Genomic DNA, 20,363 nt, shown 5'->3' on the forward strand with positions numbered 1-20,363 from the left:
CTACCGCGCCGCCGGCCTCGCCGCCGGGGACGCGACCGCGCAGCCCGAGGCCGCCTGGCGCGGGCGCCTCCCGCACCGGCCCTGGACCACCGTCGAGACCATCCCCGCCGCCGACGTCGCCGACATCGACCGCAAGGCCGCCGCCGCCCTGAAGGAGCGACGCGGCCACGGCGTCGGCGACCGGCGCCTGCGCGACGCCATGCTCGACCACGTGGCCCTCACCGTCGAACGCGACGGCGTCCTCCACCCGGTCCAGGTCCGCCTCGTGGCCGCCCTGTGCCGCATGGGATTCCTCGGCGACGACCCCGTCAAGGTCCTGCGCGCCGGGCGCCGCCTGGGCCTGTCCGGCACCTTCGGCACCGTCTGGGAACGCGACCGCGGTCTACCCCTCCTGTAGCCGCGGGCCTTCGGCCCGCCACACCGTTCAGTGACCGCTGTGCAGGTGACAGAAATCGGACGTCCGGAGGATGGGACGCGGCTTCCGTCTCTGATACATATGAAACCCGTGACAGTACCCCGCACGGGCCTGCGAACAAACGCTCGACGGTTCATACTTTCAGTCAGGATTGGCTGACGGTTGTGCCAAGTCGCACCGAGTCCCTAGTCTGCTCACTGCAACGCGACGTAACTTGGCTGTGCCCCGCGAAGCACAACCAATCGCAACCAATGGCACAGTCCAACACGAATGCCAACGAAGTACCCAAGCACTGCCAGTGATTCGCATTTTGGGTGGGAAGGCGGACAACACCATGGCATGGTGGCGAAGCAGAAAACGCGACGCAGAAGACAACCCGGTGACCGAAGCGGTCGCGGAGGCCGACAGCGAGATCGGCGGCTCCGCCGAACGCGCGCAGGCCCGCGGCAGCCAGCCCAGCGCGGTGCCCAACCCGCGCGCCGAGCAGGCGGACCCCGACGCGCTCGAACTGGAGCTCGCCTCCCGCGAGCTGCGCCACGAGCTCTCCGCCGAGCAGCTCCTCCTCGGACCCGAAGAGGAGCAGATCTCCGAGGTCGACCGCTGGCACCTCATCAAGCAGGACCTGGCCGAGATCGACCCCGAGTTCATCACCGACCTGGAGCAGATCGCCGCCGACGCCCGCGACGAGGCGGCCCCGCTCGACGCCGACCGCATCATCTCGGCCCTGAAGAACCTCGACATCCGCTACCTCGTCGACGAGAACGGCGGCATCGTCGCCCTCTGGGAGCGCCACATCGTCCAGGTGCGCGCCGAGGGCCCCGACGCCGACATCCTGGTCCTGCGCGCCCGCGCCTACCAGACCGTCCCCCGCGAGTGGGCCGAGCGCGGCTACGCGGCCATGAACGAGTGGAACCGCACCCGCCGCTTCCTCAAGGCCTACCTCGGCGAACCCACCGAGTCCGGCGCGCTCCCCGTGTTCGGCGAGATCCAGGTCCCCGTCCGCCCCGGCATCACCACCGCGCTCCTGGAGGAGCTCATCGACTGCGGCACCGCCATCTCAGGCACGTTCGTGGAATGGCTCGAAGGCGAACTCCTGTAGGACCGACGACACGGAGAGGGCGGGACGCGATGCGTCCCGCCCTCTCTTCGTCTCTTGGATCTACGAGTTCCGCATGCTGAGTTCTCTGGTCATGCGTTCCGCATGAAATCCGCGGCCCGCTCCATGTACTCCCACATCACCTGGTCGTACTCCTGCGGCAGCGCGACCTCGTCCATCGCGGTCCGCATGCACTTGAGCCAGGCGTCCCGCTCGCGCACGCCGACCGTGAACGGCGCGTGGCGCATCCGCAGGCGCGGGTGGCCCCGCTCCTCCGAGTACGTCTTGGGTCCGCCCCAGTACTGCTCCAGGAACATCTTCAGGCGACGCGCGGCCGGGCGGAGGTCCTCCTCCGGGTACATCGGGCGCATCACCGGGTCGTCGGCGACCTGCGCGTAGAACGCGGTCACGAGGCGCTCGAAGGTGTCCTCGCCGCCCACCGCCTCGTAGAAGGACTGCGTGGGCGCGGGCTGTCCAGTCGGCGTGAGGGGCACCACGGCCCGCGGGCTGTCACTAGGCATCTCTCAATCGTGCCGCCCGCAGCCCCGAGTGGAAAGGCGATCCGGTGCGCGTCACACCGAATGGGCCGGATATCACCAAAAGCTCAGCACCTTTATTGCGGTGCTTCTACGGGGTGGTGCCCGCCGCCCCCGCGGCCCCGCCGTTCGTCATCGTGCGCGGCACGTAGATCCGGCCGCTCGACGCCAGGTCGATGATCCCGGCCTCCCGCAGCGCCTCGGTCACGCGCCGCCGCAGCTCGCGCCCGGCCGCCCACTGCTGGTCCGAGGTCATCCGCACGCCCAGGCGCACCTTGATCTCGTCGATCGTCATCTCGATCGGGCCCAGGTACTCCGGCGCCTTGAGGACGTGGTCGCTCCACTGCTCGTCGTCCTTGAACTCCTCGGCGACCCCGGTGATGATCTCCCCGGCCCGGTCGATGTCCGCCGTCGGCGGCAGCGGCGTGTCCACCACCACGTACGCCCAGCTCTGGCTGGAGTTGCCGACCCGCAGGATCTGGCCGTTGCGCACGTACCACAGTGTCCCGTCCAGCGACCGCAGCGTGGTCACCCGCAGGCCCATGTCGACCACGGTGCCCTGGGCGTCGCCGACGTCGACGTTGTCGCCGACCCCGTACTGGTCCTCCAGCAGGATGAAGATGCCCGCCAGGTAGTCCTGCACGAGGTTCTGCGCGCCGAAGCCGATCGCGATGCCCGCGATGCCCGCGCTGGCGAGGATCGGGGCGAGGTTGACGTTGAAGGAGCTGAGGACGAGCATGAACGCCACCGTGTAGATGACGATGCCGGCGACGTGCTGGAGCACGCCGGTGAGCGTCTCGGCCCGCTTCCCGGAGCGGTCGCCCAGGAGCTCGTCGCGCCGCGAGTTCGAGGAGCCGAGCTTGTCGGCGAGGTCCGCGATCGACTGCGGGCCCTTGATGGTGGTGACCTGTTTGATGATCCGCGAGATGGCCCGGTTGACGAGCCAGCGCAGCAGGAACGCGGCCAGCAGGATGAGCAGGACCTGGCCGATCTTGTCGAGGACGACGCCCGCGTCGACCGAGAACTCCGAGCTCCCCGTCAGGTTCCACAGCATGGTGCAGGCGTTGAACCCCGCGTCGCAGGGCGACGCCTCCTCGGTTGCGGCAAGCAGTTCCACGTTCATCCTTCACAGCCTATGGCCCCTGGTGAGAGGGGCGCCCGGTTCGCACCGTCCGGCGCCACCGGGGGTTCGAACAGACGATATTCGTTCGTCATTCAAGATCCCACGGAACCAGGGTGCAATTTTCTGAGATATAGGTCAAACTTGGTGGGACCGATGGCTTGGAGGTACGTCACCGTGATAGGTCCTCGACATAGGAGCACGCTCGACAGCGATGACCCTTCCCCAGGGGTGCACGCGAACTCCTTCACGCACGGCGTCGGTCTCGGATCGGCGCTGGTCCTCAACCAGAGTTACGAACCGCTGTGCGTGATACCAGTGAAGCGAGCGGCGGTGCTGCTGCTCACCCGCAAGGCCGAAACCGTCACTTCTGGTGACGGTTTTCTGCGCTCCGAAACCATGCACATCCCCGTCCCCGCGGTGGTCCGCCTGAACCGCTACGTCGCCATCCCCCGGCAGGTGGGCGCGAGCCCCTCGCGGCGCGGCGTGTTCACCCGTGACGACTGGCGCTGCGTGTACTGCGGCTCCTCCGCAGAGACGATCGACCACGTGGTGCCCCGTTCGCGCGGCGGCACGCACACGTGGGACAACGTCGTGGCGGCGTGCGCCCCCTGCAACCACCGCAAGAGCGACAAGACCCTCGCGGAGCTCGGCTGGCGGCTCCCGCGCGTCCCCCGGCCGCCTTCGGGCTGGCAGCTGCGCGGGTTCCGGGGACAGCGCCGTCCCGACCCGGCCTGGGAGGCGTGGCTGCCGCGCCACGGGAAGGAGCGCGCCCGCCTCTCGTAGCCTCCTCCATCGGACGGGCGGGGCCCGCCGGCTCAGGTCTTCGGACCGCCGGCGGGCCCTTCCCGTGTCCGAAGCCGGTTCCCCCTTGGGGTTCGGTACCGCATGCGACCAGGGGCGCATAGTTCCCACCTGCGGCGATGTGAGGGGCGCAATTGGATTAGTCTGAGGATCGAGGTCACCCTGTCTTCGCAACTAGGGGAGCAACAATGACATTCCAGGACTGGCTGATTCTGTTCGGCGCCCCGATCCTGGTCGTGGTCGCGGTCTTCGCCGTGATCTTCCTGCGGCACCCGCGGCCGCAGTCCCGCTACCGCGCGGGCCGGCCGTACGACTTCAAGCCGGTTTGGTTCGTCGCCCGCAACGGCGCGGTGCCCGGCGACTCCGGTTCGCATGCGGCCGAGCTTGCGGCCGCCCACGGCGAGTCCGTCGCCAGTGGACCCAAGGGAGGCTCCCATGGCAAGTGGTAACCAGGTCGCCGTCGCCGGCGTGATCGTCGAAGGCGTCGACCGCAGCCCCGAGCACATGCGACAGCCGATGCTCGAAGGCCCCTTCGACGTGAAGGAGCTGCTGCACCTGGACGAGGCCCTGTCCGTGGCCGAGCGCGACGGGGGCGGCCTGCACTACAGCGTGTACGTCGGCCCGCTGTCCGACCCGGTGCGCGGTGCGGCCGAGGCGCTGCACGACAAGCTCGCCGACCCGGACAAGTCCGTGCTCGTCGCCGTCTCGCCCGAGCAGCGGCAGCTGGAGATCGTCACCGGTCGGCTGGCCCAGGAGAAGATCCCGGACCGCTCCGCGGCCCTCGTGGTCTTCTCGATGGAGGCCGCGTTCGGCGCCGGCCAGCTCGCGGGCGGGATCATCACCGGCCTGCGGATGCTCGCCGAGACCGCCCAGGGGCGTTAAGCAAGCGATACGAGAACGGCGGCCGGGATCTCCCGGCCGCCGTTTCGCTTGCGTCTATTCGTCCTCGGGCTGCTGGCGCTTGAGGAGCCCGTCGGCGTCGGTGAGTTCGAGCTTCGAGATGAACTCGACCCACGAGAGGGTGTCGGCGACGGTCTCGCGGATCGACAGGATCGTCGTCCCGGGGATGCGCATCGTCAGCGTCGCGGGCGTCCCGATCTGCTTCTGCGCCAGGACCGCCTCGGTCGGCTGCCCGTTGAGGCCCTTCGCGAGCTCGAAGACCGCGGACTCGTTCTCGCGGGCTTTCGGCACCCATTCCATGTCGCGCTTGAGCATCAGGGCCGCGCCGATCGGCTTGCCGTCGGACTCGCCGCTGTAGGTGAGGATGATCTGGTTCGCGGTGCCGCGGGCGCTGGAGAGGCTCCAGGCCGCGTCGGTCACGTCGACGAGCTGGCCCTGGAAGCGCCGCACCGAGGTCCTCAGCTGCTTGGCATGGCGGCGGTCGGCGATCGGCTTGGCGATGAGCCGGAAGAACACGACGAGCGCGACGAGGACGAGCAGGCCGATGCCGGCCGCGGCGAGTTCGTGGAGGCCCGCGTCGATGGTCCAGATGATCGACATCGGGACGAGGATGCCCGATGCGAAGCCCAGGAGCGGCTTGAGCCAGAATGGCCCGGAGCCGCCGGGCAGGCGCAGCGGCGCCATGAGCCCGATGACCGCGGCCGCGACCAGGGCGATGCCGGTGAGCTCGGGCGCGGGGACGTCGTAGCGCCGCAGCCATTCCACGGCCCACCACGACAGGAACACCGAGCCGATCGCGACCGTGGGGATGAGCAGCACGACGGCGAAGATCAGCTGCTGGGGCTGCGGCCGGGTCCGCGAGGCGAGGACCGGCCCGAGGAGCAGGAGCGGCAGGACGACGCCGAACAGCGCGACCAGGGTGGCGCTGAGGACGACCACCGGCAAAAGCGCGGACAAGACTGCTCTCTCCATTCATCCCCAGGGCGGGCGCGCCGCGGCTGCGCCGCGACACGGCGAGCTTACCAACGCCGCGAAAAACACTCGGGGCTCCGGGACCGCCCGTCCACGGGCCGGTCCCGGAGCCCCGGGGTCCTCGTTCTTACGAGCGCGCGTCCAGCTCCTGGCCCTTCAGGGCCCGGGCGGTGTCGGCGCGGCCTTCGGCGACGCCGCGCTTGACGGGCGCGGGCCGGTCCTCGGCCAGCCACGCGTCGAGCACGGCGAGCGTCTCCTCGTCGATCAGGCTCGATGGGAACGCGTACTTCGAGTACTCGACGGCCTGCTGGGCGCCCAGCTTCTCCCACAGCTCCGGCACCGCGTCCAGGTACGGGCGCAGGTACGGGCGGACGAGCTCGGCCTGGTCCAGCGGCGCGAACCCGAGCATCGAGGAGCGGCGCACGTAGTTCTCCGAGGACGGGTCGACGATCCGCTCCCAGGTGCGCTGCTTGGCCTCGGCGGTCGGGACGACGGCGCGGGCGATGAACGACAGGCGCTTGCCGTCGGCGGTCGAGTCGCGGTCGAGCTCCAGGTCGATCGCGTCCTCGCCGACCTTGCCGGTCGCGACGAGCACGGTCAGCAGCGACCAGCGCAGGTCCGCGTCCACCGCGAGGCCCTCGGGCACGTCGGCGCCCTCCAGCCAGCCGGCGATGCGGGCCAGGTCGGCCTCCGAACGGGACGCCGACGCGTACGCCTTCGCCCACGACCGCTGCGGGTCCGAGCCCGGCGCGGCCGCGTCCATGGCGGTCTTCGCGGCCTGCGCCCACTGCTCGCGCAGCTCGGCGCGCTTGGCCGGGTCGGCGTAGGCGAGCGCCCCGGCGACCTGGCGCTGCGCGACGGTGACGATGTTGATGTCGTCCTCGGCGGTCAGGCTCGTGGTCCCCAGGGCGATGAACTGCGACGCGGGCAGCTCGGCGTCGCGGAGCATGTCCCAGGCCGCGGCCCAGATCAGCGCCCGCGCCAGGGAGTCGGGGAGCGCCGAGGTGTGCGCGACCGCGGTCGCCAGGGACCGCTCGTCCAGGCGCAGCTTCGCGTAGGTGAGGTCGTCGTCGTTGAGCAGCAGCAGGTCCGGCTGCTTCACGCCCGCGAGCTCGGGGACCGGCGTGGCCGCGCCGGTGACGTCCACTTCGATCCGGTCGCGGCGCACCAGCACGTCGCCTTCGAGGTCGTACAGGCCGATCGCGATCCGGTGGGTCCGGTGCGTCGGGTGCTGCGCCGGGACCTCCTGGAGCACCGTGACCGAGGTGTAGTTCCCGTCGGCGTCCACGCCGACCTCCGGGCGCAGGGTCGAGACCCCGGCCGTGCGCAGCCACGTGTCCGCGAAGTCCTTCAGCGGCTTGCCCGAAGCCGTCTCCAGCTCGCCGAGCAGGTCCTGGAAGACCGCGTTGCCGAACTGGTGCTTGCTGAAGTACGCGCGCAGGCCCGCCAGGAACGGCTCGATGCCGACGTAGGCGACCAGCTGCTTGAGGATCGAGGCGCCCTTGGAGTAGGTGATCCCGTCGAAGTTCGCCTGGATCTCCTCGGTGTCGCCCGCGGCGGTGTACACCGGGTGCGTCGTCGGCTGCTGGTCGGCGCCGTAGCCCCAGTTCTTGCGCGCCGACAGGAACGTCGTCCACGCGCCCGCGAACCGCGTCGCCTCCACGTTCGCCCAGTGGCTCGCCCACTCCGCGAACGACTCGTTCAGCCACAGGTCGTCCCACCAGCGCATGGTGACCAGGTCGCCGAACCACATGTGCGCCATCTCGTGCAGGATGACGTTCGCGCGCTGCTCCAGCTCGAAGTCGGTGACCTGCGAGCGGAACAGGAACGACGCCTCGGCGATCGTGATGCAGCCGAAGTTCTCCATCGCGCCGAAGTTGTACTCGGGGGCGAAGACCTGGTCGTACTTCGGCAGCGGGTACCGCACCCCGAAGTGCTCGTGGAAGTGGTCGAAGCCCTGCCGCGTCACCTCGAAGACCCCCTCGGGGTCCAGGTAGTCCTTCATGGACTGGCGGCAGTACAGGCCCATGTCGATGCCGTCGTGGACCTCGTGCACCCCGAAGTACGGGCCCGCGCAGATCGCGGTGATGTACGGGCTCATGCGCACCGAGGTCTGGAACAGCGTGACCTTCGTCTGGATCGCCTCGACCACCGTCTCGGTCTCGGCGGGCATGTTGGAGATCACCTTCCAGTGCTGCGGGGTGCGCACCTGGAACGTGAAGGAGGCCTTCAGGTCCGGCTGGTCGAAGCACGCGTACACGCGCTGCGCGTCCGCGACCTCGAACTGCGAGTACAGGTAGGTCTCCTTGTCGACCGGGTCGACCATGCGGTGCAGGCCCTGCCCGTCGGTCGAGTACGCGCAGACCGCGTTCACGATCAGCTCGTTCTGCGCGGCCAGCCCGGTGATCCGCAGACCCGCCTTCGGGTCGTACGCGGAGATGTCCACCGGCTCCCCGTTCAGGAAGGCGTCCTCGATCCGCTCGGCGGCGATCTCGATGAACGTCTCCGCGCCCGGTTCGGCGCAGGCGAAGACCACCGCGGTCCGCGAGCCGAAGGTGTCGCCCCGCTCGTGTCCGGTCAGGTCGAGCTCCACGGTGTAGGAGTCGACGGTGAGCAGCTCAGCGCGCCGCTCGGCCTCGTCTCTGGTGAGAATGTGCGTCGACGGCACGATGCCTCCAGCGTCTTGGGTTCGGATATGAAAGAAGTGTGTCACATCCCGGGAGTCCACTCGGCGGCCACGGGCGGCGCGAACACGGTCGATTACGCTCGGGGCGTGACTGCTGCACACCCGATCGATCTGGCCTGGCTCTCCACCGGAGGCACGGGCGCGAAGAACTACGACGAGTTCCCCGACGAAACCGAGATCACGCGGATCATCGAGGCGAACCCGGCGTCCATGCTGGGCGTCGAGATGCCCGCGCACACGCCCGAGGCCGTGGCCGCCGGGCTGGGCTTCGAGGAGTCCCTGCCGGCCGCCGCCGAGCGGCTCGGCGCGCTCAAGGACGCCGGCCGGTTCGCCGCGTTCGGCGACGTCGCCGTCGCCTACCGGATCTCCGGCGGCGAAGAGCCCACTGCTTACGGCGTGTTCTGCCTGGTCGACACCGCCGAGATCTCCTCCTCCGCGGAGGAGCCCGGCAAGGTCATCCGCAACGAGGACGTCTTCATCGAGAAGGTCAGGCAGCGCAACGAGCTCAACCAGCTCCTGCGCCACCTCCTCAGCCCCGTGCTCCTGCTCCAGTCCTCCAAGGGCGACGAGCTGCACGCCGCGATCGAGGCCGCCATCAGTGTTGCCGGGGCTCCTGTGGCCTCCGACACCGACGAGTCCGGCCGCGCCCACGAGATCTGGGCGATCGCCGGCGAGGCCGGCGAGCAGCTGGCCGCGCTGGCCGGGGACGGCGACCTCATCGTCGCCGACGGCAACCACCGCTCGCTCGCGGCGCAGGTCGGCGGCCTGGACCGCTTCCTGGCCGTGATCACCACGCCGCAGTCGGTCGTCATCCGCCCCTACCACCGCCTCGTGAAGGGCCTGCCGGGCTCCGCGTCGCAGCTGGTCGAGCAGATCGGCCAGATCGGCGCGAGCGTCATCGAGACCGACGGCCCGCCCGAGACGCCGTCCGAGGGCGGCACGGTCGTCATGTACGGCCAGGGCCGCACCTGGGAGGTCGCCTTCGGCGACACCGGCGGCTCGGTGGTCGACAAGCTCGACCACACCCGCGTCGAGAACGAGGTCTTCACCGCGCTCCTCGGCTGGGACGCCGGCGACAAGCGCATCACCTACGTCGGCGGCGACTACCCGGCCTCGTGGCTCGCGGCGCAGGTCGACGCGGGCAGGGCCGACCTGGCGATCCTCATCGCGCCGGTCACCGTGCCCGACTTCATCGACGTGAACCTCCAGCGGCTGAAGATGCCGCGCAAGTCGACCTGGTTCGTGCCCAAGGCCCGCGCCGGTCTCGCCATCGCCGAGCTCCCGAAGGGCTAGGGTCTGTCATCGTGCGCATCTATCTCGGCTCCGACCACGCGGGCCTCGAACTCAAGGACCACCTGGTCAAGCACCTGTCCGGCCGCGGCTTCGAGGTCGTCGACGTCGGCCCGCACTCCTACGACCCGGACGACGACTACCCGCCGTTCTGCCTTCACGCGGCCTCGCGGGTCGTGGCGGACCCCGGCAGCCTCGGCATCGTCATCGGCGGCTCCGGCAACGGCGAGCAGATCGCCGCGAACAAGGTCCCCGGCTGCCGCGCGGCCCTGGCCTGGAGCGTCGAGACCGCGAAGCTCGGGCGCCAGCACAACGACGCGAACGTCGTCGCCATCGGCGGGCGCATGCACTCGCTCGAAGAGGCGGCGTCCTTCGCGGACGCGTTCGTCGACGAGCCGTTCTCGGGCTCGGAGCGCCACCAGCGGCGCATCGACATGCTCACCGCCTGGGAGTCCACCCACGAGCTCCCCGAACTCCCTTAGACGCCAAGAAAAAAGAACGCCGAGGCCCGGGCCTGCGCCCGGGCCTCGGCGCGTTCCGAAAACCAGGAGAATTCGGAAGATCGCACCTGGAGTTATTGGACGGGTGTCGGTATCGTCAATCCATGAATAAGGGTCTTCGCGTTCTCCTCCAAATCCTCCAGGTCGTCGGCCTGCTCGGGACGCTCCTGTTCCTCGCCGCCTCGATCGCCTGGCACGTCGCCGATCTCGACTTCACCGGCTTTGCCGAGGACGCCCCGGTCGAGCTGTGGGCCATCGGCTCCGGCGTGCTCACCGTCGCCCTCTCGCCCGCGCTGTGGTCGCTCGCCCGCTCCGGCGGCACCGTCGTCGCCGCCTCCTCCGGCGGCCTCGACCGGGCCGCGTTCGAGCCCGTCGTCACCCCCCAGCAGCAGCCGGGCAAGCCCGGCGGCGTGTTCGAGCCGCTGAACCCGTCGGCCGCGCCCGCGCCGCCCTCCAGCTCCTACGGCCAGCAGTCCGTCTCGGGCTTCGGCTCGCCGCCCCCGCAGGGCGACAACAGCCCCTGGGGGTCCGGCCGCTGAAGGAGGGTTGCCTCCGAAGCGATGCTGAGATGATGCGAACAGCGGGCCCTCCGGGGACCGCGAAGGGTGGATTCCGGGCGTTACGCTATGGACTCATCCTGAAATCGCGAAGGACCACGCAATGTCGAACGCCACCGTTGACCTCGTCTGCGGCCCGGCCGACCCCCTCCCGGGGTCTGAGCAGAGCTACCGGCTGACCGGCCTGCTCGGCTCCGGCGGCCAGGCCGACGTGTACCAGGCCGTGCGCGTGTCGGCGGGCATCTCCTCCGCGCCCATCACCGTCAAGGTCTTCCGGCCCAACCCGCAGGACACCCGCGAGCACCAGTTCCGCTCCTGGGACAAGGGCGACGCCGTCCTCATGGACCTCCATTCACGAAACGTCGGCTCGATCTGCCGCCGCATCGACGCGTTCTACGGGCGCGCCCCGCACCCGGCCGGACGGCCCCCGCAGGGCGACCCGATGCCGTTCCAGGTCCTCGAATACCTGCCCGGCCACGACCTGCGCCAGCTCCTGTCGCAGCGCCTGGGCCGCGTCGACGCCGCCCGGACCCTCCGGTCGGTCGTCGAGGTCATGAACGCGATGCACCACCCGCCGGTCGGCGCGCACCCGGTCCTGCACATGGACCTCAAGCCCGCCAACGTGATCATCGGCCCGGACGGGTCCGCGAAGGTCATCGACTTCACCGGCGCCCGCTACTACACGCCCGCGCACCTGACGACGATCGCGTACACCCGCGAGACCGCCGGACCCGAGGCCCACCAGGGCACCGTCGGCCCGGCCTACGACGTGCACGGCTTCGGCTCGATCGCGTTCTACCTCGTCACCGGCGCGACCGCGCGCACCGACTCGCCCGGCCAGGAGCAGAGCGTCCCGTGGGCGCGCCTGCGCCGCCACCCCATCCTCGAATCGAACCCGCGCCTGCGCGAGCTGCTCACCGCGCCGCTCGACGACAACCCGGAGAACCGGCCGCGGACCGAGGAGCTGCCGCGCTGGATCAACGAGCTGTCCGCGGTCGTCTCCCGCTCGAACCTCCCCGACCTCGGCGTGGACTGGGGCCACGGCGCCCCCGCCTCGGACGCGACGCGCCGCCTCGACGCCCCCGGCGCCGACCGGACCCGCCGCATGGACGTCCCCGCCGCGATGCCGGGCGTCCCGCCCACGCAGGTCGTCCCACAGTCGCCCGCGCCGCAGAGCACCCGCATCATGGACGCCGGCGCGAAGCCCTTGCAGGACAAGCCGGTCGCCGGACGCGTCCGCGTCCCCGACCAGGGCTCCTTCTCACCCGGGCGCTCCGCGGGCCCGGCCGAGCGGCGCGGCCCGCTGCCGCGCCTGAAACTCGCCACCGACCCCGAGGAGCCGAGCGAGCGCGACCTCGCCAAGCAGGACCGGCACCCGCTGCTGGGCCCGCCCGGATCGCTCGCGAAGGGCTTCGAGCTGTCGGTGATCGGCGGCCTGTTCTCGCTCATCATGTGGCTGCTGCGGGTCATCACGACCGGCATGGAGACCCTCCAGAACCAGGTCCTGGGCTACCTGTTCGTGCTCGCCGTCGCCATCGGCCTGTTCTTCCTGGTCCGCATCGCCGGCGGCATCCTGTGGGGGCGCTGGCTCCACGCCAAGCGCCGGTCCGCGCGCCTCGCGCACCTCGCCGCGGGGATCTTCCTGTTCATGGTCGGCCTCGACTACCTCGGCGAACTGAGCTGGAGCTGGCTCGACTTCGATTTCAAGTGGACCGACTGGATATCAGATCTTTTCAATCTATAGTGGCTCGTCCGAATAGCGGTGAATTCGGGTTTTCCTCCTAGTTCTCAGAGAACTTCGAGAATTTCTCCAGCGCTCCTGAAGCGATGAGCCCTACGATTTCCGGTAATGAGCGCCGCCGAATGCTTGCCTGAGCTTTCCAGATTCGGTGGTGCAACCAACTCGGGTGGGCAGCGCGTCTCCCTGACGACAGATCCCCCTGGATACCGGAAAGGCATTGAGATGACCGCAGTGACATCGGTCGGTGCCGCAGCTCTGAGTCCTGAGCAGCGTGAAGCGTTCGACCGGGACGGCTACCTCATGATCCGCGGCGCCCTCGACGCGGACGAGATCAAACGGTGCTCCGACGCCCTCGACAGGGTCTACGAAGTCGAGCGAGAGGCCGGAAGACTGAGCCCCGAAGGGGCGATGCACCGCCTCGACGCCGTCACTTCCTGCCCCGAACTCGCATTCCTCCTCAACCACCCCAGGACCTTCCACTACGTGTGGTCGATCCTCGGGTGGAACTTCCACGTCTACCACTCCCATGTGGACAAGCACCCGCCGATCGCGGGCAAGCGTCCCTTCCGCTTCGAATGGCACCAGGACGGCGGCCGGCAGAACCGCGAGACCGAGACCGAGCCGCGTCCGCGCCTGTCGGTCAAGCTCGCGTACTTCTTCACCGACCTGTCCGCCGAGGGCCGCGGCAACACCAAGATCGTGCCCGGCTCGCACAAGTGGAACTCGATCGACGGTCCGCCGCGCCGCGACATGGAGTGGCCCGACCCCGAGGGCGCCATCGAGGTCACCGGCAACGCCGGCGACGTCATGTTCTTCGACCGCCGCATCTGGCACGCCCGGTCCGACAACTACTCGGACCTGACCCGCAAGGTCGCGTTCTTCGGCTTCACTCCGCGGTGGATCCGGGCCCGCGACCTCGTCGACGACCTGCCGCAGCAGTCCTGGTGGAACGACCTCGACCCGGTGCAGCAGCAGCTCCTCGGCGGCCACGCGCCCACCGGCGACCACGGCTGGGGCCACTGGCCGAAGGAGACGCCGCTGTACAACTGGCTGGCCGAGCGTGACCTCCTCGACCCGTCCTACCCGCCTCTGCGCCCGTAGGGGCCCGGACATGGCAGTCTGAGCGCATGAGCCACGACGCCCTCGCCCGCGACATCTTCAACCGCTCGCACCTGACCGGCGAGTTCACGCTCCGGTCCGGGGTGGTCGCGCACGAGTACTTCGACAAGTACCTGTTCGAGTCCGACCCGGTCCTGCTGCGGCGCATCGCGGAGGCCCTCGCGCCTCTCGTGCCCGCGCACGGCGTGGACGCGCTTGCCGGCCTTGAGACCGGCGGCATTCCGATCGCGGTGATGCTGTCGCAGGTGACGGGGCTTCCGGCCCTGTTCGTGCGCAAGGAGGCCAAGTCCTACGGCACGTGCCGTCTGGCCGAGGGCGGCGAGGTCGAAGGCCGCCGGCTGTTCATCGTGGAGGACGTCGTCACCTCCGGTGGCGCGGTCCTGGACGCGGTGGGGGAGCTGCGCACCCGCGGTGCGGTCGTCGAGCAGGGCGTGTGCGTCATCGACCGCGAGTCGGGCGGGCTGAAGAACCTGGCCGACATCGGGATCGACCTGAAGGCCCTGTTCACCATGACCGAACTGAAGGCCGCCGGGGCGGCGTAGCAACGGACAAGGGAAGGGGCCGGACGCGAACCGTCCGGCCCCTTCCCTTGTCCCGCTACCTGGCCCAGAGCCAGATCTCGGTGCCCTTCGGGTGCTCCGAGCCCGCGTCCAGGGACTGCTCGAACACCGTGCCCGTGAACCAGATCTGCGCGGTCTTCACCGTGAACCCGAGGGCCTCCAGCTCGTCGGTCGCCTCGTCGATGTCCATGCCGACGACGTCGGGGACCTCGACGGGCTCGGGCCCGTCGCTGACGACGAGGCCGACCGCGTCGCCCGGCCCGGCGGGGGCGTCGGCCGCCGGGGTCTGCTCGATGACCGACCCCGCCGGGATCGAGTCGCTGTGCCGGTTCGCGACCTCCCCGACGACCAGGCCCTCCGCTTCGAGCGCGGCCTGCGCGTCGGCCTCGGACAGGCCCACCACGTCGGGGACGCTCAGCGGCGGGAACCCGTCGGAGACGTACAGCGTCACCGGCGTCCCGGACTTCACCTCCTCGCCCGCGGGCGGATCGGTGCGCGTCACCTGGCCGGCCTCGGGGTACTCGGTGCTGTACTCGTGCTCCACGGTGATCTCGGCGTCGAAGGCCGCGAGGGCCTCCCGCGCCTCTGCCTCGGTGCCGCCCGCGAGGTCCGGCACCGGGTACCGCTCGGGGCCGAGCGAGACGACCACGGTGATCGTCGCGCCCTGCCGGATGCGCTCGCCCACTTCGGGATCCTGCGACACGACCCCGCCGATCGGCACCGACGAGCTGTACCCGTCGACGAGCTCCACCTCGAAGCCCTGCTCCTCGGCGTACGCCGCGACCGAGTCGCGGTCCTGGTCCAGGAGCGAGGGCGTCGACGTGTACCGGCCGATCCCGATCCACCACCCGGCGGCCGCGACCGACACGAGCAGCGCCGCGATCAGCGCGAGCGTGACCAGGGCCTTCCAGTTCCGCTTCGGCTTCGGGTGGTCCACGACCATCGTCGTCTGCACCGCTCGGGTCGGGCGCGGCACCTGCCCGGTCGAACCGGGCACGTGCTTGAGGTCCACGGCCTGGAGCCGGCGCAGGAACGCCCCGGCGTCGACCGGCCGCTGCCCCGGCTTGCGTGCGGAGGCGGCCACGACCAGCTCGGCCAGGCCCTCCGGGACGTCGGGGGCCTTCAACTGCGGGGACGGGACGTCCTCCTCGACGTGCCGGCGCGCGACCTGCCCCGAGTCGGGCCCGTCGAACGGGACCTCCCCGGTGAGCAGCTCGTACAGCAGGATCGCCGTCGAGTACACGTCGCTCGCGGTCGTCGCGGGCTTGCCGCCGACCAGCTCCGGAGCCACATACGCGGCGGTGGCGACCAGCGGCCCCCCGGTGTCGCGGTCGCCGTGGACGGCCTCGGCCAGCCCGAAGTCCACGACCTTGACGCGGTCGCCGCGGCCGCCGTTCTTGAGCAGGATGTTCTCGGGCTTGATGTCGCGGTGGACCAGCCCGGCATCGTGCGCGGCCTGGAGCCCGTCGAGGAGCTGCGCGCACAGCTCCACGGCCTCCTCGATCCGCAGGCGCCGCCGCCGGTTGAGCAGGTCCCGCAGCGTCGTCCCCGGCACGTACTCCATGACCACGTACGGCAGTCCATCGTGGATGCCCTGGTCGAACACGGCCACCACGTTCGGGTGCGAGAGCCGGGCGATCGTGCGCGCCTCGTGCGTGAACGCCTTGAGGTCGAACCCGCCCTTGCGCCCCGCGGTGATCATCTTCACCGCGACCGTGCGGTCGAGCCGCTCGTCGTCGGCCTCGTAGACGTCCGCCATGCCCCCCTGGGCGATGAGACGTCGCAGCCGGTAGCGCCCGTCGACGAGCGCACCGGTCAGGTCCCCGGTCGTCGTTGTCAACCCGCACCTCCTACACCTGGTGACAGTGTATGAGCTTGGAGCGAGTCTTACAGAACCTCGGCGCCGGGGAACACCGGTTTGTCCGGCGCCACAACGCCGAGCCGCTTCGTCGCCCGCGTCAGCGCCACGTACAGGTTCCGCAGCCCCGTCGCCGCGACCGCGTCCGGGTCCACGACGATCACCGAGTCGAACTCAAGGCCCTTGGCCTGCTTGACCGTCAGCACCGCCGCGTCGGCGATCCCCGCCAGCCCTGCGGCCCGCTCGGCGGTCGTCACGACCGCCACCGAACCCTCGCCCACGATCCGCTTCTCGGCCGCGACCTGCTCCTCCACGATGCGTTCGAGGTGCTCCCCGGCGACCTCCAGCCACGGCTCGTGCCCCGACCCGCGCACCGGCCGCGGCCGCGGCGCGTCCACGCCGATCGCGTCCAGCACCCGCACCGCGACGTTCATGATCTCCTTCGGCGTCCGGTACGACACCGTCAACCGCTCCACCCGCCAGTCCAGGCCCAACGACCCGAACACCTGCGCCCAGCTCGACGGCGCCGCCGGACCCGCGGCCTGCGCGAGGTCCCCGGCCACCGTGAACGACCGCGTCACGCACCGCCGCAGCAGCGCCCGCCACTCCATCGGCGACAGCTCCTGCGCCTCGTCCACGATCACGTGCCCGAAGATCCACCGCCGGTCCGCCGCGGCCCGCTCGGCCACCGACACGAACCGCTCGTCGACCTGCCGCTCCCCGAGCCAGAACTCGTCGATGACGTCCGTCGCCTGAAGGAGCTCGGACTCCTCGTCCTCGAAGTCGAACGACGCCGAACCGGCCGCGATCGTCAGCACGTCCTGCGCGTACGCGATCTGCTCGGCGCTCGGCCCGCCGGCCCGCACCCCCCGGTCGACCTCCCCGAGATGCTCCGAGGCTTCGTCCAGCAGCGCCACATCGGCCTCGCTCCACCCGCCCGGCCTGCGGAACAGGAGTGCGCGCTCCTCCTGCTTCAGCACCGCCGCCGCCGAAGCGATCCGCTCGGGCGACCCGAACAGGTCCTCCAGCAGCTCCGTGGCCGACAGCTCCGGCCACAGCTCCTCGATCTGCCTGCGGATCACCGCATCCGAGGCGATCTCCACCGCGAACTGCGCCCGGTCCTCCAGACCCAGCAGGTTCTCCCCGCCCAGCGGGTCCTCCCCGATGATGTCCGCGTACTGCGTCGCCAGATCCGCGATGACCCGCTTGTGGAACGTCTCCCGCGCCTCGTTGTGCGTCAACCCCGTCTCGCGCGCCGCGTCGCGCGCCGACGTGATCTTCTCCGGACGCAGCCACAGCTCGTGCCCCTCGAAGTCCACCGGCAGCGGCTCGCGCGGCACGACCTGCCGGTCGGCCACGGCGCTGGCGATCACCCCGGCCATCACTGCCCGGCCCTTGACCGCCGCGACCGCCTCGGTCTCCGGCCGGTCGGCCACGATCCCCGGCACCAGCTGCGACGGCGTGCGCAGCAGCACGTCCGTCTCCGCCAGACCCGGCAGGACCTCGGAGATGTACCGCAGGAACTGCTTCCCCGGCCCGATGATGAGCACGCCCTGGCGCTTGAGCCGCTCGCGGTGCTCGTACAGCAGGTACGCGGCCCGGTGGAGTGCCACGGCGGTCTTGCCGGTGCCCGGCGCGCCGTCGACGATCATGACGCCTTCCAAAGGCGCCCTGATGATCCGGTCCTGCTCGGCCTGGATCGTCGCCACGATGTCCTTCATCGCCCCGGTCCGCGCCGCGTCCAGCGCCGCCAGCAGGGCGCCCTCGGACCCGATCGTCGACCCCGAGTCGGCGGCCGCGTCCAGGTCCAGGACCTCGTCGTTCACCGACCGGATGCGCCGGCCCTTGGTGTGCAGGTGGCGGCGGCGCCGCACGCCCGCCGGGGACGCGGCCGTCGCCAGGTAGAACCGGCGCCCGGCCTCCGAGCGCCAGTCCACCAGCAGCTGCTCGCCGCCCTCGGCGTGGACGCCGATGCGCCCCAAGTACATCGGGGCCTCGGCGGCGTCGATGTAGTCGAGCCGCCCGAAGCACAGGCCCTCCTCGACCGCGTCCAGCAGCGCGATCCGGCGCCGGTACAGCAGCGTCTCGGCGTCCCGCTGCGAGCGCTCCTGGTCGTTCTCCACGTGCCGGCGCCCGGCCTCGCCGAGCCGCTCGGCGGCCTCGTCGCGGAGGCGGTCGACCCGGGCGTAGAGGCCGTCCAGGCGGGTCTGCTCGGCCTTGGCGGCAGGAGTGATGGCAGCGGACACGGCTCTCCTCGGATACGGAGCGGACTGATTGAAAGGGGCGCAGACGACGCGCGAGTCACCGACCGCCGATGGACGGCTCGCCGATTGCGCCGTGCCGATCGCGGTGGAACTGATCAACCTTACCGCCGCCCGGGCCGCTTCGTCTCGTTCCGCGGCAAGGCCCCTGATCACCTCACCGACACCGGACCCTCACGAGATCCGAGCGTTGGTTACGGTATAGGCCGTTTTGAGTGCCCCTTGGCGTGACTGGAGAGACAGCAATGGCAAGAGAGCAATGGGGGAGCCGGGTCGGGTTCATCCTGGCCGCGGTCGGCTCGGCCCTCGGGCTCGGGAACATCTGGCGCTTCCCCGGCGTCGCCTACGAGAACGGCGGCGGCGCCTTCCTGCTGCCCTACCTCGTGGCCCTGTGCACCGCGGGCATCCCGCTCCTCATCCTGGAGTTCACGATCGGCCGCCGCTACCGCGGCTCGGCCCCGGTCGCGTTCCGCCGCATCCACCGCAACGCCGAGTTCCTCGGCTGGTGGCAGGTCGCCATCGCGATCGTCATCGGCGTCTACTACGCGGTGATCATTTCTTGGGCCGCTTGGTACGCCTGGTTCTCGATCGGGAAGCAGTGGGGCGAGGACCCCAACCGCTTCCTCAACGAGGACTTCCTCCAGGCCGGCGGCCTGTACGACTTCGGCACCTGGCTGCCGGGCCTGGGCATCGCGCTGGCGCTGGTGTGGGTCGCGACCCTCGCGGTGATCGGCGCGGGCGTGAAGAAGGGCATCGAGGCCACCAGCAAGGTCTTCATCCCGCTGCTGATCCTCCTGTTCGGCGCGCTCGTGGTCCAGTCGCTCACCCTCGACGGCGCGGTCGACGGCCTGAACGCGTTCTTCACCCCCGACTGGGAGGCCATCCGCGGCCCGCAGGTCTGGCTCGCCGCCTACGCGCAGATCTTCTTCACGCTGTCGGTCGGCTTCGGCATCATGATCACCTACGGCTCGTACCTGAAGCGCAAGTCCGACATCACGACCTCGGCGTGGACGGTGGGCATGTCGAACTCGTTCGGCGAGATCCTCGCGGGCATCGCGGTGTTCGCGGTGCTGGGCTTCCTGGCGTCCGAGACCGGCGTGCCGATCGACGAGCAGTCCTACCAGGGCGTCGGCCTCGCGTTCGTCGCGTTCCCGGCCATCATCAACACGCTGCCGTACCTGGCCGGCCTGTTCGGCGTGCTCTTCTTCCTGTCGCTCGTGATCGCGGGCTTCGCCTCGCTCATCAGCGTCGTCGAGGTCCCGGTCGCCGCGGTCGAGGACCGCTTCGGCTGGAGCCGCAAGAAGGCCGTCGCGATCGTCGGCGGCGGCATGGCCGTCGTGTCGGTGCTGCTCTTCCCCACGGTGAACGGCCTCATGCTGCTCGACGTGACCGACCACTTCATCAACAACTACGGCATCGCCGTGGCCGCCCCGGCCAGCATCATCGCCGTGGTGTGGATTCTGTGGAAGTGGAAGGAGCTGCGGGACAACGCGAACGCGACCTCGGTGTTCAAGGTCGGCCCGATCTGGGTCGCCTGCCTGGGGGTGATCACCCCGCTGGCGCTCACCGTGATCCTGTTCCTCAACGTGCGCGACCTGGTGACCGCCGACGCGGCCGAGGAGGGCTACCACCAGTTCCAGGCGTTCGGCTGGTCCGTCGCGGGCGGCGCGCTCGCGTTCGCGTTCATCATGGCGCTCCTGCTGCGCCGCAAGGAGACCCCGCCGTTCGTGACCGAAGAGGAAGCCCGCGAAGCCGAGGAGGCCGCCCGATGAGCGCCAGTGCGATCACCATGCTGGTCATCTCGCTCCTGGTGGTCGGCGGGGGCCTGCTGGCCTCCGCGATCACCCTGATCACCAACCCGGAGTCGTCCGACGAGGACTGAGCCCCGTTCTTCGGCGGCCGCGCACGATCCGTGCGCGGCCGCCGTCGTTCTGTACGAAATCGCGAC

18 protein-coding genes and 1 pseudogene are annotated in these 20,363 nt (G+C 70.3%); 13 read left to right on the forward strand and 6 right to left on the reverse strand.

Annotation, left to right across the window (positions count from 1 at the left end; translation table 11 throughout):
* A pseudogene (locus DI269_RS19130) lies at nucleotides 1-397 on the forward strand (hypothetical protein); the annotation flags it as partial.
* Between the two features lie 397 nt (nucleotides 398-794).
* The gene (locus DI269_RS19135; RefSeq protein WP_198667558.1) at nucleotides 795-1,514 is read left to right on the forward strand and encodes a type III secretion system chaperone family protein; all 720 of its coding nucleotides are present in this window, start codon (nucleotides 795-797) and stop codon (nucleotides 1,512-1,514) included.
* A gap of 89 nt (nucleotides 1,515-1,603) precedes the next feature.
* On the opposite strand, the gene DI269_RS19140 is transcribed toward DI269_RS19135, so the two are convergent.
* The gene (locus DI269_RS19140) at nucleotides 1,604-2,032 is read right to left on the reverse strand and encodes a globin (RefSeq protein WP_112138776.1); all 429 of its coding nucleotides are present in this window, start codon (nucleotides 2,030-2,032) and stop codon (nucleotides 1,604-1,606) included.
* A 106-nt stretch (nucleotides 2,033-2,138) separates the two neighbouring features.
* Nucleotides 2,139-3,170 (reverse strand): mechanosensitive ion channel family protein, encoded by a 1,032-nt coding sequence (locus DI269_RS19145; protein WP_112138779.1) that lies wholly within the window; start codon nucleotides 3,168-3,170, stop codon nucleotides 2,139-2,141.
* A 228-nt stretch (nucleotides 3,171-3,398) separates the two neighbouring features.
* Here DI269_RS19145 and DI269_RS19150 point away from each other — a divergent pair, with 228 nt between their 5' ends.
* The 3 genes from DI269_RS19150 to DI269_RS19160 all read left to right on the forward strand — a co-directional run bounded on the left by DI269_RS19150 (nucleotide 3,399) and on the right by DI269_RS19160 (nucleotide 4,853).
* The gene (locus DI269_RS19150) at nucleotides 3,399-3,953 is read left to right on the forward strand and encodes an HNH endonuclease (protein ID WP_232822821.1); all 555 of its coding nucleotides are present in this window, start codon (nucleotides 3,399-3,401) and stop codon (nucleotides 3,951-3,953) included.
* A gap of 206 nt (nucleotides 3,954-4,159) precedes the next feature.
* Nucleotides 4,160-4,420 carry an aa3-type cytochrome oxidase subunit CtaJ gene (gene ctaJ, locus DI269_RS19155; RefSeq protein WP_112138782.1) on the forward strand — a complete coding sequence of 87 codons (261 nt, stop codon included), beginning with the start codon at nucleotides 4,160-4,162 and terminating at the stop codon, nucleotides 4,418-4,420.
* A 55-nt stretch (nucleotides 4,421-4,475) separates the two neighbouring features.
* Nucleotides 4,476-4,853, forward strand: coding sequence for a DUF5130 family protein (locus DI269_RS19160; RefSeq protein ID WP_408612310.1), 378 nt, complete (start codon nucleotides 4,476-4,478; stop codon nucleotides 4,851-4,853).
* 54 nt (nucleotides 4,854-4,907) lie between these two features.
* Here the strand turns inward: DI269_RS19160 and DI269_RS19165 are convergent, their stop codons facing one another.
* Both DI269_RS19165 and pepN read right to left on the reverse strand, forming a co-directional pair.
* The gene (locus DI269_RS19165) at nucleotides 4,908-5,828 is read right to left on the reverse strand and encodes a hypothetical protein (RefSeq protein ID WP_157975092.1); all 921 of its coding nucleotides are present in this window, start codon (nucleotides 5,826-5,828) and stop codon (nucleotides 4,908-4,910) included.
* Nucleotides 5,829-5,970: 142 nt separating this feature from the next.
* Nucleotides 5,971-8,511, reverse strand: a complete 2,541-nt coding sequence (pepN, locus tag DI269_RS19170) for an aminopeptidase N (protein WP_112138788.1) — start codon at nucleotides 8,509-8,511, stop codon at nucleotides 5,971-5,973.
* Nucleotides 8,512-8,616: 105 nt separating this feature from the next.
* Here pepN and DI269_RS19175 point away from each other — a divergent pair, with 105 nt between their 5' ends.
* The 6 genes from DI269_RS19175 to pyrE all read left to right on the forward strand — a co-directional run bounded on the left by DI269_RS19175 (nucleotide 8,617) and on the right by pyrE (nucleotide 14,278).
* On the forward strand, nucleotides 8,617-9,822 hold the full coding sequence (locus tag DI269_RS19175; RefSeq protein ID WP_112138790.1) for a DUF1015 family protein: 1,206 nt from the start codon (nucleotides 8,617-8,619) through the stop codon (nucleotides 9,820-9,822).
* Between the two features lie 11 nt (nucleotides 9,823-9,833).
* Entirely contained in the window at nucleotides 9,834-10,301 is a 468-nt protein-coding gene (locus tag DI269_RS19180) for a ribose-5-phosphate isomerase (protein WP_112138792.1), read from the forward strand.
* A gap of 122 nt (nucleotides 10,302-10,423) precedes the next feature.
* A complete protein-coding gene (locus DI269_RS19185) occupies nucleotides 10,424-10,858 on the forward strand; it encodes a hypothetical protein (RefSeq protein WP_112138795.1) in 435 nt (144 codons plus the stop codon).
* Between the two features lie 121 nt (nucleotides 10,859-10,979).
* Nucleotides 10,980-12,620 carry a protein kinase domain-containing protein gene (locus DI269_RS19190; RefSeq protein ID WP_112138797.1) on the forward strand — a complete coding sequence of 547 codons (1,641 nt, stop codon included), beginning with the start codon at nucleotides 10,980-10,982 and terminating at the stop codon, nucleotides 12,618-12,620.
* Nucleotides 12,621-12,839: 219 nt separating this feature from the next.
* Nucleotides 12,840-13,718, forward strand: a complete 879-nt coding sequence (locus DI269_RS19195; protein WP_112138799.1) for a phytanoyl-CoA dioxygenase family protein — start codon at nucleotides 12,840-12,842, stop codon at nucleotides 13,716-13,718.
* A 26-nt stretch (nucleotides 13,719-13,744) separates the two neighbouring features.
* Nucleotides 13,745-14,278, forward strand: a complete 534-nt coding sequence (gene pyrE, locus DI269_RS19200; protein ID WP_112138801.1) for an orotate phosphoribosyltransferase — start codon at nucleotides 13,745-13,747, stop codon at nucleotides 14,276-14,278.
* A gap of 55 nt (nucleotides 14,279-14,333) precedes the next feature.
* Here the strand turns inward: pyrE and DI269_RS19205 are convergent, their stop codons facing one another.
* The gene (locus DI269_RS19205) at nucleotides 14,334-16,136 is read right to left on the reverse strand and encodes a Stk1 family PASTA domain-containing Ser/Thr kinase (protein ID WP_112138803.1); all 1,803 of its coding nucleotides are present in this window, start codon (nucleotides 16,134-16,136) and stop codon (nucleotides 14,334-14,336) included.
* Nucleotides 16,137-16,183: 47 nt separating this feature from the next.
* Nucleotides 16,184-18,400, reverse strand: coding sequence for a HelD family protein (locus tag DI269_RS19210; RefSeq protein WP_198667559.1), 2,217 nt, complete (start codon nucleotides 18,398-18,400; stop codon nucleotides 16,184-16,186).
* 260 nt (nucleotides 18,401-18,660) lie between these two features.
* Here DI269_RS19210 and DI269_RS19215 point away from each other — a divergent pair, with 260 nt between their 5' ends.
* Nucleotides 18,661-20,187, forward strand: coding sequence for a sodium-dependent transporter (locus tag DI269_RS19215; RefSeq protein WP_112138805.1), 1,527 nt, complete (start codon nucleotides 18,661-18,663; stop codon nucleotides 20,185-20,187).
* Complete coding sequence (locus DI269_RS26620) at nucleotides 20,184-20,297, forward strand: methionine/alanine import family NSS transporter small subunit (protein ID WP_115509861.1); 114 nt, start codon at nucleotides 20,184-20,186, stop codon at nucleotides 20,295-20,297. Before DI269_RS19215 ends, DI269_RS26620 begins: the two co-directional genes overlap by 4 nt.
* Nucleotides 20,298-20,363 lie beyond the last annotated feature (66 nt).

Source organism: Glycomyces dulcitolivorans, assembly GCF_003265355.1.
GTDB lineage: Bacteria > Actinomycetota > Actinomycetes > Mycobacteriales > Micromonosporaceae > Glycomyces > Glycomyces dulcitolivorans.

Coding starts and splice junctions, on each gene's coding strand:
- DI269_RS19140 (WP_112138776.1), bottom strand. CDS start 2,032: ATGCCTAGTGACAGCCCGCGGGCCGTGGTGCCCCTCACGCCGACTGGA.
- DI269_RS19145 (WP_112138779.1), bottom strand. CDS start 3,170: ATGAACGTGGAACTGCTTGCCGCAACCGAGGAGGCGTCGCCCTGCGAC.
- ctaJ (WP_112138782.1), top strand. CDS start 4,160: ATGACATTCCAGGACTGGCTGATTCTGTTCGGCGCCCCGATCCTGGTC.
- DI269_RS19160 (WP_408612310.1), top strand. CDS start 4,476: ATGCGACAGCCGATGCTCGAAGGCCCCTTCGACGTGAAGGAGCTGCTG.
- DI269_RS19185 (WP_112138795.1), top strand. CDS start 10,424: ATGAATAAGGGTCTTCGCGTTCTCCTCCAAATCCTCCAGGTCGTCGGC.
- DI269_RS19190 (WP_112138797.1), top strand. CDS start 10,980: ATGTCGAACGCCACCGTTGACCTCGTCTGCGGCCCGGCCGACCCCCTC.
- DI269_RS19195 (WP_112138799.1), top strand. CDS start 12,840: ATGACCGCAGTGACATCGGTCGGTGCCGCAGCTCTGAGTCCTGAGCAG.
- pyrE (WP_112138801.1), top strand. CDS start 13,745: ATGAGCCACGACGCCCTCGCCCGCGACATCTTCAACCGCTCGCACCTG.
- DI269_RS19215 (WP_112138805.1), top strand. CDS start 18,661: ATGGCAAGAGAGCAATGGGGGAGCCGGGTCGGGTTCATCCTGGCCGCG.
- DI269_RS26620 (WP_115509861.1), top strand. CDS start 20,184: ATGAGCGCCAGTGCGATCACCATGCTGGTCATCTCGCTCCTGGTGGTC.